The sequence below is a fragment of the Desulfocurvus vexinensis DSM 17965 genome, assembly GCF_000519125.1.
GTDB classification, from domain to species: domain Bacteria; phylum Desulfobacterota; class Desulfovibrionia; order Desulfovibrionales; family Desulfovibrionaceae; genus Desulfocurvus; species Desulfocurvus vexinensis.
Genome location: NZ_JAEX01000022.1, coordinates 1 through 13,230, shown reverse-complemented (window position 1 = coordinate 13,230; position 13,230 = coordinate 1). Strand labels below are relative to the sequence as shown.

At 68.2% G+C, this 13,230-nt stretch carries 9 protein-coding genes; 4 read left to right on the top strand and 5 right to left on the bottom strand.

Annotation, left to right across the window (positions count from 1 at the left end):
• Positions 1-8: 8 nt before the first annotated feature.
• Both G495_RS19045 and xerD read right to left on the bottom strand, forming a co-directional pair.
• Entirely contained in the window at positions 9-2,720 is a 2,712-nt protein-coding gene (locus G495_RS19045) for a CBS domain-containing protein (RefSeq protein WP_084458238.1), read from the bottom strand.
• Complete coding sequence (xerD, locus tag G495_RS0112550; RefSeq protein WP_028588099.1) at positions 2,717-3,655, bottom strand: site-specific tyrosine recombinase XerD; 939 nt, start codon at positions 3,653-3,655, stop codon at positions 2,717-2,719. The genes G495_RS19045 and xerD overlap by 4 nt, the downstream gene beginning before the upstream one ends.
• A 196-nt stretch (positions 3,656-3,851) precedes the next feature.
• Here xerD and G495_RS0112545 point away from each other — a divergent pair, with 196 nt between their 5' ends.
• The 4 genes from G495_RS0112545 (at position 3,852) to fsa (ending at position 6,637) form a co-directional block, all read left to right on the top strand.
• Positions 3,852-5,021, top strand: coding sequence for an LL-diaminopimelate aminotransferase (locus G495_RS0112545; RefSeq protein WP_028588098.1), 1,170 nt, complete (start codon positions 3,852-3,854; stop codon positions 5,019-5,021).
• Complete coding sequence (folK, locus tag G495_RS0112540; protein WP_084458241.1) at positions 5,000-5,536, top strand: 2-amino-4-hydroxy-6-hydroxymethyldihydropteridine diphosphokinase; 537 nt, start codon at positions 5,000-5,002, stop codon at positions 5,534-5,536. The genes G495_RS0112545 and folK overlap by 22 nt, the downstream gene beginning before the upstream one ends.
• 89 nt (positions 5,537-5,625) lie before the next feature.
• Positions 5,626-5,910 carry a transcriptional regulator gene (locus G495_RS0112535; RefSeq protein WP_028588096.1) on the top strand — a complete coding sequence of 95 codons (285 nt, stop codon included), beginning with the start codon at positions 5,626-5,628 and terminating at the stop codon, positions 5,908-5,910.
• A gap of 73 nt (positions 5,911-5,983) precedes the next feature.
• A complete protein-coding gene (gene fsa / locus G495_RS0112530; RefSeq protein WP_028588095.1) occupies positions 5,984-6,637 on the top strand; it encodes a fructose-6-phosphate aldolase in 654 nt (217 codons plus the stop codon).
• A 289-nt stretch (positions 6,638-6,926) separates the two neighbouring features.
• On the opposite strand, the gene G495_RS21800 is transcribed toward fsa, so the two are convergent.
• From G495_RS21800 to G495_RS19040, 3 genes are all read right to left on the bottom strand, one after another.
• The gene (locus G495_RS21800) at positions 6,927-7,295 is read right to left on the bottom strand and encodes a hypothetical protein (RefSeq protein ID WP_156939703.1); all 369 of its coding nucleotides are present in this window, start codon (positions 7,293-7,295) and stop codon (positions 6,927-6,929) included.
• Between the two features lie 2,031 nt (positions 7,296-9,326).
• A complete protein-coding gene (locus G495_RS0112525; RefSeq protein WP_028588094.1) occupies positions 9,327-11,699 on the bottom strand; it encodes a CHASE2 domain-containing protein in 2,373 nt (790 codons plus the stop codon).
• A 132-nt stretch (positions 11,700-11,831) separates the two neighbouring features.
• Positions 11,832-13,136, bottom strand: coding sequence for an adenine deaminase C-terminal domain-containing protein (locus G495_RS19040; RefSeq protein WP_051445361.1), 1,305 nt, complete (start codon positions 13,134-13,136; stop codon positions 11,832-11,834).
• Between the last annotated feature and the right edge of the window lie 94 nt (positions 13,137-13,230).

Here is a 13,230-nt window from a genome sequence, read left to right as displayed (position 1 = left end):
CCGCGCCCCTAGCCCTGCCCGCCGGGTTTCGCGCCCCGGGCGGGCGGGGCCTGGGCGATGCCCATGAACCCCGGGTCGGCCACCAGGGCCCGGGCCAGGGCCAATTGGTCCTCGCGGCAGTTGGCGCGCCCGTCGATCATCGCCGCGCGCACCTTGTCCAGGATGCGCCCGTAGGCAGGCCCGGCGGGCAGGCCCAGGTCGCGCAGATCGAGCCCGGTGATGTCCAGGGTCTGGGCGCGCATCTGGGTCAGGTACTGCGACAGGGCCTTGCGCACGTCCTCCTGCTTGTAGCGGGCCATGAAGTAGAGCACGCCCTCCACGGGCACCTTGTCCAGCAGGAAGTACAGCTCCGAGGGCGGGCCCTGGCGGTGGCGCCACATCTTGAAGCCGTAGATGGTCTCGTTGACCGTGACCCGCAGGGCGATGAACTCGTCCTCCATGCGGCTGCTCATGTGGAAGCGCGCGGCCATGGAGCGCGCGTCGGCCTCCTCGGCGCCGTTGGCCAGGGCCATGAAGTAGAGCAGCCAGCGCCTGGGCGCGGGGCCCTGGTAAAGCATCTGGTACCATTCCAGGACCTTGCCCAGCTCTTCGGCCAGCTCCTCCTGGGCCGGGGCGAGGGTCAGCAGCGGATGCATGGCCCGCAGCACCTTGAACTGGCGCAGCAGGCGCAGGCAGCCCACGGCGTTTTGTTCCTCCAGCAGCAACTGCATCTCGTTGAACAGCCGGGCCCCGGAGAGTTTCTGGATCAGGTCGAGCTGCACGGCGTTCTTGATCAGCCGTTCGGTCTGCCCGCCGATGCGCAGGTCGTAGCGCATGGCGAAGCGCACGGCGCGCAGGATGCGCGTGGGGTCTTCCACGAAGGACAGGGAATGCAGCACGCGCAGGGCGCGTTCCTTGATGTCGCGCTGGGCGCCGAAGAAGTCCACCAGCCGCCCCAGGGACGCGGGGTTGAGCTGCACGGCCAGGGCGTTGATGGTGAAGTCGCGGCGGTAGAGGTCCATCTTGATGGACGACAGCTCCACCGTGGGCAGGGCGGCGGGATACTTGTAGTATTCCAGCCGCGCGGTGGCCACGTCGATGTGCTGGCCCTGGGGCAGCACGACCACGGCGGTCTGGAACTTGCGGTGCGGGCGCACCCGGCCCTGCATGCGCTCGGCCAGGGCCCGGGCGAAGGCGATGCCGTCGCCCTCCACCACCAGGTCCAGGTCCGCGTTGGGCCGGTCCATGAGGATATCGCGCACGAATCCGCCCACGGCGTAGACCGCCACGCCCAGGGCGTCGGCCAGGCGGCCCGCGTCTTCGAGCACGGCGAACAGCGCGGCGGGCAGGCGCTCGCGCATGGTCACGCGGATGTTGCGCTCGCGGCCCCGGTCGGGCAGCAGCTGTTCGGGGATGCGCGCGGGCTCGTCGATGAGGATGTTGATCAGGTCCGTGCGGGTGATGACGCCCACCACGCGCCCGGCGTCGAGCACGGGCACCAGGCGCTGGCCCTGGCCGAGGATGATCTCGGTCACATCGTAGAGGGCGTCGCCGGGCGTGACCCAGGCGTGGCCGCGCATCATGTATTCGGTGCAGGGCGTGTCGCCCAGGCCGTGGCCCACGGCCTTGTCGGCGATCTGGTGCTCCAGGATGCCCACCAGGGCGCCCTGGGCGTCCACCAGGGGCGCGGCCTTGAGGCCGTAGCGGGTCATGACCTCGGCGGCGGCGGCGGTGGTCAGGGCGGCGTCCAGGACCACGGGGTTGCGCGACATGATGCCGCTGACCTCGTGGCGCGGCTTGATCTGGGCGTTGAGCAGGGCGAACAGCTCGTCCTTGACCTGGGCCAGGGTGCGGTTCTTGATGCTGGCCGAGGCCGCCGAGGCGTGCCCGCCGCCGCCGAACGAGGCGCAGATCTGGCCCACGTCCACCTCGGGGCTGCGCGAGCGCGCCACCAGATGCACGCGGTCGTCCATGCGGCCCAGGGCGAAGAGCACGCGCAGGTTTTCCATGTCCAGCAGCTTGTGGGCCAACAGTGCGAAATCGTTGACGTAGGCGTCGGTGCTGACCTCGGTGACCACCACGGGCACCCCGCGAATCTCGTGGGTGTGCGCGGCGTCGAGCATCTCGCCCAGCAGGGAGACCTGCTCGGCGGACAGGTCGCGGGTGATGAGGTCGGATATGACGGTCACGTCCATGCCGTGGCCCAGCAGCCAGGCGGCGGCGGCGAAATCCTGGGGCGTGGTGGAGTTGAAGGTGAAGGAGCCCGTGTCCTCGTAGATGCCCAGGCCGATGAAGGTCGCCTCGTCGCTGGTCGGCGTCAGGCCTGCGGTCATCATTTCGTGGACGAGGATGGTGGCCGTGGAGCCCCAGGGCAGCACCTTGCCGCCGCTGGCGGGCACGTCGTCGTCGGTGTCGGGGTGGTGGTCCCAGGCGTGGACGGTCAGCCCCGGGTTGTCCAGCGCCTGGGCGACGTGGGCCACGCGCGGACGCTGGCGGGTGTCCACCAGCACCAGGGTGCGCACGCTGTCCAGGTCGATGTCCTTGGCGCTTTGGAAGTTGAACAGGTACATGGCGCTCTGGATGAAGAAATTGCGCAGGTTCTTCTCCTGGCTGCCGGGAAAAAGGAGCACCGCGCCCGGATACAGGCGGCTGGCGGCGATCATGGCCGAGAGGGCGTCGAAGTCCGCGTTGGCGTGGGTGGTGACGACCAGGGGGGCGGGGCGCTTGTCCTGCTGCTTCATGGAGTGTGTCCGGCCTCTTGGTCCCGGGTGCGCAGTGCCGAGCGGGGGTGGTGCTCGCGGTGGATGCGCATCAGGCGCTCGGATTGGACGTGGGTGTAGATTTCCGTGGCCGCGATGTCGGCGTGGCCGAGCAGCAGTTGCACGGTGCGCAGGTCGGCCCCGCCTTCGAGCAGGTGGGTGGCGAAGCTGTGGCGCAGGGTATGCGGCGAGACCTCGGCGCGCACCCCGGCCAGCAGGGCGTAGCGCTTGATGAGCTTCCACACCGCCTGGCGCGTGAGCCCCCGGCCCGAGCGGTTCAGGAACATCAGCTCCTGCACGGGGCGGAACAGCCCGCGCCAGGAGCGCAGATAGGTTTCCAGGAAGCGCTGGGCCTCGTAGTGCAGGGGCACCACGCGCTCTTTGGACCCTTTGCCGAAGACGCGCACAAGCCCCGTCTGGGGGTCGAAATCCAGGGGCGCCAGGGCGACGAGCTCCGAGACGCGCAGCCCGGCGGCGTAGAGCAGCTCCAGCATGGTCCGGTCGCGGAAACCCAGGCGGTCGGCAGTGTCGGGCTGGTCGAGGATGGCCGCCACGTCGGCCTGGGAGAGCACGTCGGGCAGCTTGCGCGGCAGCTTGGGGTTTTCCAGCAGGTGCGCGGGGTCCGCAGGCAGGCGGCCTTCGTCGGCCAGGTGGGCGAACAGCCCGCGCAGGGCCGAGAGGTGCCGGGCCAGGCTGCGGCTGGCCAGCCCCCGCCCGCGCAGGTGGAAGAGATACAGGGTCAGGGTCTGCGGGGTCACGTCGGGCAGGTCCGCCCCCCGGGCGCGCAGGAAGTCCGTGAACGCGGCCAGGTCCTGGCCGTAGGCCGCCAGGGTCTGCCCGGCCAGCCCGCGCACCACCAGCAGGTGGTCCAGGTAGGCCAGAACCCAGGGGTGCTCCGGCGGGGCGGGGGTTTTCATGCGCTGCGGGCCCTCCAGGGCGTTGGTTTGCCTGGGCAGGGTACACGGCCCGGGCCCCCGATACAAGGGCTACAAGGGGCGCGCGGCCCCGGGCGTTGACAGCCCCCCGGGGCCGCCGCTATGGTCCACGGGCCTGCCCGCACCCCGACGGACCCGCCTGGCGTCCGCATCAATATCCCCCAAGGAGTGGACCGACGTGCCCGATTTCAAGCTGGCCCAGCGCATTGCCGAACTGCCGCCCTACCTGTTCGCCGAGATCGACCGCGTGAAGAAGCAGGTCGCCGCGCGCGGCGTGGACATCATCAGCCTGGGCATCGGCGACCCCGATCTGCCGACCCCCGGATTCATCGTGGACGCCCTCTACGAAGCCGCCAAGAACCCCGCCAACCACCGCTACCCGGACTACGAGGGCCTGCCGGCCTTCCGCCAGGCCGTGACGCGCTGGTACGCCGAGCGCTTCGGCGTGACGGACCTGGACGAAGCCCGCGAGGTGGTCAGCCTCATCGGCTCCAAGGAGGGCATCGCCCATTTCCCGCTGGCCTTCACCGACCCCGGCGACCTGAACCTGGTCTGCTCGCCCAACTACCCGGTGTACCCCATCGCCACGCGCTTCGCGGGCGGCGAGGTGGCCTTCGTGCCGCTGACCGAGGCCAACGGCTTTCTGCCCGACCTGGACGCCATCGACGCCGCCACCTGGGAGCGCGCGAAGTCCATCTACCTGAATTACCCGAACAACCCCACGGCGGCCACCGCCGACGCGGCGTTCTTCGAAAAGCTCATCGCCCGCTGCCGCGAGACGAACACGATCATCGTCCACGACGCGGCCTACACCGAGCTGTACTACGACGACGCCAAAAAGCCGCCGAGCATCCTGCAGTTCCCCGGCGCCAAGGACGTGGCCATCGAGTTCCACTCGCTGTCCAAGACCTACAACATGACCGGCTGGCGCATCGGCATGGCCGTGGGCAACGCCTCGCTGGTGGCCGGGCTGGGCAAGGTCAAGACCAACGTGGATTCGGGCATCTTCCAGGCCGTGCAGCAGGCGGGCATCGCGGCCATGCGCGACGGCGAGCCCCATGTGGCGGGCTTCCGCGACATCTACCGCGAGCGGCGCGACGCCGTGGTCGGCGCCCTGCGCAAGGCGGGCATCGAATGCCCGCTGCCCGAGGCCACGGTCTACGTGTGGGCCAAGGTGCCCCAGGGGCGCAGCTCGGCGGAGTTCGTCTCCGAGGTGCTGGAGCGCACCGGCGTGGTGCTGACCCCGGGCAACGGCTTCGGCGCCGCCGGGGAAGGGTACTTCCGCATCTCGCTGACCGTGCCCACCGCGCGCCTCGAGGAGGCCGTATCCCGCATCGCCGCGCTGTAGAGGCCTTCGTCTGCCTCGGGTCCAACCTGGGCGACCCCGTGGAGAATCTGGCCCGGGCCCTGGAGCGCCTGGGCCGGATTCCCGGAGTGCGCCCGGGCGGAGCCTCGCGCGTGTATCGCACCGAGCCGCAGGACCGGCGCGACCAGCCCTGGTTTGCCAATCAGGTCGCGCGCGTGCTATGCGACGAGACGGTGACGCCCCACGGGCTGCTGGACGCGCTGTTGGGCATCGAGCTGGCCCTGGGCCGCGACCGCAGCACGGGCCCCGGCGCCCCCGCGCGCTTCGGGCCCCGGGTTATCGACCTGGACCTTTTGCTGTTCGGCGGGCTGGTGCTGCGCGACGCGCGCCTGGAGCTGCCCCATCCGCGCATGGGCCAGCGGGCTTTCGTGCTCGTGCCCCTGGCGGAGCTGGCCCCGGGCCTGCGCCTGCCCGGCGGGCAGGCCGTGGAGGACGCCCTGGCGCGCCTGGATTTCCAGGTTGTCTCCGGGCCGCAGGGCGAGGAAATCAGACAGTAGCCCCGCGCGGGGCAGGGGAGCCCGGGCCGCCCGTCCGCTCCGACAAACTTGAAGCATAGCTTTAACAATCAAGCCGAGGGTGGGGTATCATGCTGAAATTCCTGATTCTGGCTGCGGGCCTGTTTCTGCTCTACAAGCTCTTCAAGGGCGACGCCCGACGCAAGGAGATGAAGGAGGAGAAGGAGCAGGAAACCCTGAAGGCCTCGGGCGAGATGGTCAAGGACCCCATCTGCGGCAGCTACGTCTCCCGCGAGGACTGCGAAATCCGCGTACGCAACGGCGAGACGGTGCACTGTTTCTGCAGCTACGAGTGCCGCGACAAGTACGTGAAGCAGCTCGAAGGCAAATCCGAGGAACCCAAGCCCGTGGAATAGGGCCCAATGACGCGCCGCGCGCCGCCCGAGGGCCGGCCTGCGGCGCAACGCGTCCGAAAAGGGGGACGACGCCATGCGCTTTTTCATCGATACGGCGAACCTGGAAGAGATCCGGCGGGCCAAGGCCTACGGTCTCATCGACGGCGTGACCACCAACCCGAGCCTTTTTGCCCGCGAGAAAGAGGACTGGCGTACCCTGGCGCAGAAGATCTGCGCCGAGGTCGAGGGCCCGGTGAGCCTGGAGGTCGTCGGCCTCACGGCGGCGGAGATGGTCCGCGAGGCGCGCGAGCTGGTGCAGTTCGGGCCCAACGTGGTGGTCAAGATTCCCATGACCATGGAAGGCCTGGCCGCCGTGCGCGAGCTGACGGGCATGGGCATCGACACCAACGTGACCCTGGTCTTCTCGCCGCTGCAAGCCCTGCTGGCCGCCAAGGCCGGGGCGAGCTACGTCAGCCCCTTCGTAGGCCGGGTGGACGACGTGGGCGCCGAGGGCATGGCCCTGGTGGAGCAGATCGTGACCATCTTCACCAACTACGGCTTCTCCACCCAGACCCTGGTGGCCAGCGTGCGCAGCCCGATGCACATCCTGCAAAGCGCGCTGCTGGGCGCCGACGTGGCGACCATCCCCTTCAACGTCCTGGAAAAACTGGCCAGCCACCCGCTGACGGACAAGGGCCTGGACGCCTTCCTGGCTGACTGGAAAAAGACCCCCGGCGCCGGGGCCTGACAGGCCGCCCCAAAAGGCGATCTGACGCGTTATTCGGAAAATCCAAGGCCCCGCGTCTCTTTTGCTGCGCGCTGGCCTTGGATTTTTTTTCGCCTAACATCTCAACCAGGTAAATCGTTTCGCAAGTCAAATGGCCCCCTTGACGAAAACGCCCGAAATCAATCGGAATCCTTTGATTGTCAATGCGATTAGGGGGCCTTCTTCTGGGTAAGATGTGTCCCAAGGTTGTGTCAACCTGCTTGCACGCAACCAGCGAAGATGTTTTGCTAACATCCGGATAAATTCTGCCTTAGTTGTTGAACCTGTCACGCAGTTCAAACAGGTAGTTGCTCCACATTTCAAAATTGGGTTGGGCAGGGGTGTCGTACCATTCCTTGCAAACCCAGTATGTTCCAAGAAGTAACTTGGAATAATACCGACGATACCCATTGTGATCGTGTCCATTTTTGCTGGAAAGAGTGATCACAGGGAAGTTCAGATCGAATTTATCCTTGCAGTAGTCACGATCTTGAAGCCTCTGGATTTCCTCCTCATCGACCACGGCGAGTACTTTCGGCAAAACGTCGAACAGATACCCTTTGGTGTCTCGCCCTTTCCGATACAGGTTGATCTTGTGGCCTTGAATTTCCACATATTGAACGCCTTTATTTGTTCCCATTTTGCACCTCCGCCACGGTTAGTTTCTGGAAAAGATAGCACACCAGAAAAGCCTGTCAAACATTTATTATCTTTGATATTATTAAATCATTAACAATGATAAATGAGCAGCATTGTCAAAGGTCACCCCTGGCAACATCAAACAACCGCCCAAAACAATTGCCGCTGTTTAGCAAGAACAAGAGCGGTCGGGGCTCCCGGCGCCCTCCGGGGCAAGCACTGCCCTTGCCGAAAATCCAAGAAAAGGCGCTGTGCCGGAGAGGATTCACACCGCGACCACGGCTGGCCGCTCCCCGGCCCCACGCCCATCTGCGCGCCGGATGTTGACGTCTTTCCGAAGGGAGTAGCGAGCGGGGCCCCGCGTCTTTCGGGCATCGTACCCACAAGGCCCGCCAAGGCGTTTTCAGGCCTCAGGGCATACTTTGGTCATCCTGGCCAGGAAAAACGTCCAGAAGGCCCGGGCGCGCGGGCGCCCCGGTGAGCCCAGGCCCGGGAGCGGGGCGGCCTGCGCGTAATTTGCGGCCCGTGACCAGGGCCGGGAGGCGCGGGCGAGAAGAAAGGGGCGACGGCCTGTGGGGCGCCCAAAGGGTCTCCTGGTTCAAAGTGCCGTGGCAAGCCGCGCAAGCCCCCAGGTGCGCGCCAAGCCCTGGGTTTCCATGCGCCCTGGAGGGCAGGCGGACACGGGCATACCGCAGAACCCCCGGACAATCTCCAGAAGCGCAGCGCCCCAGGCAGTTCCAATATCCCGCAGGGCACCGGGCAAACTTCAAGAACCCTTGGAGTTGCAGCAGCACCCGAACCATGTCGAGCAGACCCCCTCGAAAACGCGGGCAAAACAGGCCCAAGGGCAGTAGCGCAGATCCTGCTTCAACCTGTGTTCACCTGGGCCTGACTGTCTCATAATGTAAATTATGTTAACTTTAAACCAAAGGGAGGCGCGCATAGGGCTTTGAAATCATTCAAATCATTTCGCCGCTTGCAGTTCGTGGAACAGAAACAGACTGCACTGCTGCAACTTGAAGGCTGGCCCCGGGGCCGTGCTCCGCCCGGACCCTTCCCGCAGTGCCGCCCTGCGCCTCTGGAGCCCACAAGCCCGTCCGCGCGACGCAGCACCCGGACTTGGGCCGGAAAAGGCCTCTGGGACCCCTGCCAGCTCTTTGCGCCGCACGGCACCGCAGGTGCTTTGCCCGGGCAACGCCCCGGATCTGCCACCCGGGGCCCGGGGCGCTCCGTCACGGGCAGTCGGGGCCTGTCGCCTGTGCTCAGGGCCGACTCCATGCCGCCTGCCTGCCGCCCACTCCCGCGCCGCCGTTTTGCCTCCGCTCGTGGCTCGTCCTGGAAAGGCAGGCCCTCAAGAGGCGTTCATGTCCTTCCGGACGCTTGTGCTGGCCCGGTGGTGCGTGCGCGCCGCGTCAGCGCATCCAACTGCGCAGCTTGCCCCGCAGCCGTCCCCGGTTCCGCAGGTTTTGCGCCGGTGATTCGTGCGGCAGGCGCTGTGTTCCGGGCAGGCCTGCCGCGCCCCGGTTTTCCGGCCGGAGGGGCATTCGCAGCGCCCGGCCCCTGCCACGCCGGCCCAAATGCCTCCGAAACTGGCGCCTTGGCCGCAGAACGGACGCCTTGCAGGCTCCCCGGGCTCCGGGCGCCCTTCAGGGAGCCCCCTTCCGGCTCCTCCCGCAGGCCAGGGCGGAGCACAGCCCTTCCGCTCACGGCCACGGCGCCCTGGGGACACACGGAAAGGGGGCGGCACGCCATGACGGCGCTGCGACCAGCCCAAAAATAAAGCGGCCCGGGCATGAACCCGAGGCCGCCGACAAGGCCGCTTCCCTGTGCCCCCGGACAGGGCAACCGCAGCGGCGGGTCCAGGGAGGGCCCCAGCCCGCCGCCGCATGAGGCGCCAATATGCTAAAATTAAAGAAAAACAGTCTCAAACCTCAAGTGAAACTCTAGGTTTGCGCCCTCTTCCCTGTCCCTGTCCCGGCCGGACTCCCCTGCCCGGCGCGCTTCGGCCCCGGCCTGCTCCTGGCCGCCCGGCCTACTTGCTGGTCAGGCGGAACACGCCGTCCCACGTCTCGCCGGGGCCCACGGGCGGGTTGGCCTTGAACAGCTCGCAGCGGGCCATGAACGCCCGCGACGGTGTGACCTTGGCCTGCGGCACCAGCTCCAGGGCATCGGCCCGGGCGAAGCCCTCGCGGGCCGCGTCCCAGCGCATGGCCAGATAGTGCTCCATGGCCGCGTCGAACTCGCGCAGCAGCTCGCGCTGCCCCTCGGTCAGCCCGCCGCGCAGGGCCACGACCTCGTACACCCGCACCGGCTCGGACTTGCCGACCACGGCGATGTTGTCGATGAAGCGGGCCTCCACCAGGTCGCGCACCGTGCAGGGCGCGCCCTCTTCGTCCCAGGCGGGCTGGTCCAGGGTCGCCTCGCTGACCAGGGTGTACACCCCGTACTGCTTGGCGCCGGATTCCAGGCGCGCGGCCAGGTTCACCGCGTCGCCCATCATGGTGTAGTTCATGCGCATGGTGCTGCCCATGTTGCCGACCACGATCTCACCCGAGTTCAGGCCGATGCGCACGCGCATTTCGTGGACGATGCGCGGCCATTTGTCGCCCGGGGTCCAGACTTCGGGCGGGTAGCCCTTGACGTTGCGCTCGGGCTCGCCCGGGGCCTGGCGCTCGGCGCGCCATTTCTCGCGCAGCTCCCCCAGCCGGCGCTGCATGGCCACGGCCACGCGGCAGGCGCGGTAGCCGTGGTCGGGCACGTCCATGGGCGCGCCGAAGAAGGCCACCACCGCGTCGCCTTCGTACTTGTCCAGGGTGCCCCGGTCGGCGAGGAGGATGTCGGTCATGGCCGTGAGGTATTCGTTGAGCAGTTCCACGAGCTGGGTGGCCGTGAGCTTTTCGGAAAAGGTCGAAAAGCTCTGCACGTCGGAGAAGAACGCCGTGATCACGCGCGCCTCGCCGCCCAGGGTCGGGTTGGCCTTGCTGCGGAACATCTCGTCGATGAGCTCGGGCGACAGGTAGCTCTGGAAGGTGGCGTGCAGGTACTTCTTCTGGCCTTCCTCGCGCCAGTACTTGAGCAGCGTCAGCACCGTGAAGTTCACGGCCAGCATGATCAGCGGATACAGGGGCGAGAGGAAGAAGCCCTTGGCCTGCATGCTCCAGTAGGCGCCGTACCACATGCCCCCCGCGCTGGCGGCCAGGGGCAGCACGCTCCAGGCCGCCCCGACCCAGGTCAACAGCGCGGTGGTCAGGGCTCCGGCGGCCAGAAGGAGCACGAACTCCAGGCCCCAGGCCCACACCGGGCGCTGGATGAAGTCCTGGGCCAGGATGTTGTCCACCACCGTGGCGTGGACCTCCACCCCGGGCAGGATGGGATCGAAGGGCGTGGCCCGCAGGTCGAGCAGCCCCGCCGCCGAGGTGCCCAGGAACACGATCTTGCCTTCGAGTTCGCCCTCGGAAATCTTGCCTTCGAGCACCCGCCAGGCGGGCACGTAGCGGAACGCCCCGCGCTTGCCGCGATATTTCGTGTAGATCTGCCCGCGCGGGTCCACGGGCACCTCGATCTGCCCGATGCGCACGCTCTCGATGCCCTGGGTGCTCACGTTGACCAGCGCCTGGCGCTGGCCCGTGGCGGCCATGAGCGTGGCCAGGGCCAGGTTGGGGTAGAGCTTGTCCTTGTGGCGCACGAACAGCGGGGTCTTGCGGTAGATGCCGTCGGGGTCGGGCTCGGTGTTGAAGAAGCCCGACATGTGGGCCTTTTCCGAGATTTCCGGGATGTTGCAGACCACCGCCGGGGCGCTGATCAAAAATTCCGAGGCCGGGGGCGCGCCCTTGTGGCGCTTCTCCACCAGGCTCACGGGATGCAGGGCGCATTCGCTCGCCGCGCCGCGCACCTCGTCCAGTTCGCGGTCGAAGTGGAAATAGTAGCCCAGCACGAAGGGCCCGTTGCCGACCACGTCGCCGAAGATCAGGTCGTTGTCCATGAGGGCGTCGGGCATCCCGGCGAAGGCCACGTCCACCTGGAGATCGCGGCGCAGGGCCTCCTTGAGCACCTTGGGCGAGGTGCGGTCGGGCTCGGGAAACACGATGTCCAGGCCCACGGCCAGGGCCCCGGCCTCGCGGATCTTGGCCAGCAGCAGGGCCACCCGGTAGCGCGGCCAGGGCCACTGCCCGAAGCGCGCCAGGCTGGCCTCGTCCAGGTCCACCACCACGGGCACCTTGGTGGTCACGGTCCCGGCGGTGGCCCGCAGCAGGGTGTCGTAGACCTTGAAATTCAGGTCGCGCAGGAACCCGGGCTGCTGCACATACAGCCAGGCCGCCAGGACGGTGGTGAGCATGCCGAAGGTGACCAGGAAGGCCCAGCTGTCCTTGAAGCGCTCGAAAAGTCTTTTGATGTCCGACGCCATGCAGGCCCTCCCCCGGGTGTTGCGCCCTCTTCGGCCCCCCTGCCCCGGCCGCTGCGGGCGGGGCGGGGGGCCGACGCTCCGGGTTGTAGCAGGAAACCGGCCCGAGGGGAACGGGTGCGGCGCCCCGGTCCCCTACTCCACGAAAAGCGGCACGTGGGCGAAGCGTTCCACGTCCACCAGCCCCCGGTCCGTGAGCTTCAGGGCCGGGATCACCGGCAGGGCCAGGAAGGACAGGATCATGAACGGGTCCGCGTCGTGGCCGGGGCGCAGCAGGCCACGCGTGGCCGCGCGCAGGGCTTCGAGCCCGGCCACCACCTCGTCGGCGCCCCTGTCGCTCATCAGCCCGGCCACGGGCAGGGGCAGCAGCGCCAGCACCCGGCCGTCCAGCGCCGCGGCCAGCCCGCCGCCCGCCTCGGCCACGGCCCGCGCGGCCAGGGCCAGGTCGGCGTCGTCCATGCCCGCAGCCACGATGTTGTGCGAGTCGTGGGCCACGCTGGAGGCCACGGCGCCCCGGGCCAGCCCCAGGCCCTGCACGAACCCCAGCCCAACGTTGCCCGTGGCCGCGTGGCGCTCCACAACGGCCAGCTTGGCCAGGTCGCGCCCCGGATCGGCCTGGGCCAGCCCGCCGCGCGCGGGCACGTCCGCTTCCAGGGCCCGGGTCACGATCTGCCCGGGCACCACGCCGATGGCCCGCGCCCGGCGTCCAGCGGCGGGAATGGCGAACAGCTCCGGGGCCAGGGGCCGCCCCAGGCGCATGGTGTTGCCCGGCAGGGGCACGGAGCTGGCGAAGTCCAGCTCGTCCACGGGCCTGCCGCCCAGCCAGCAGCCGGAAATGGCGAAGGATTCCAGGTCGTCCAGCAGCACGAAATCGGCCCGCCAGCCCGGGGCCACAGCCCCGCGCCCGGCGAGGCCGAAGCGCCGCGCGGTGTTGATGGAAGCCATCTGCACCGCGCGCACGGGCGCGACTCCGGCGCCCATGGCCAGGCGCACGGCGTGGTCCAGATGCCCCAGGCGCAGCAGTTCGTCGGGGTGGCGGTCGTCGGTGACCAGGGAGCAGTTCTGGGCGTTGAACTCGTTGATGACAGGAAGCAATTCCAGGAGGTTATGCTCGGCAGAACCCTCGCGGAGCATGAGATGCATGCCCCGGCGCAGCTTGCCCAGGGCCTCGCGGATGGTGGTGCTCTCGTGGTCCGAGTCCGGCCCGGCGGCGACATAGGCCGACAGGGCCGCGCCCTCCAGGCCCGGGGCGTGGCCGTCCACCAGCCGGCCCCGGGCGGCGGCCAGCTTGGCCAGGACCTGCCCGTCCCCGGCCAGCACGCCGGGAAAATTCATCATTTCGCCCAGGCCCGGCACGCGCTCGGGCTCGGCGGCCAGCAGCCGGGCCACGGCGTCGGCGTCCAGGGCCGCGCCGGAGGTTTCCAGGTGCGTGGCGGGCACTGGGGCGGTGTACGGTTTTCTTGGACACCGAATTGGGAGTAAGAGATCCCCAGGAGGTGTTCGATGACGAAGGATGGAATGAGGGGCAGAGGAG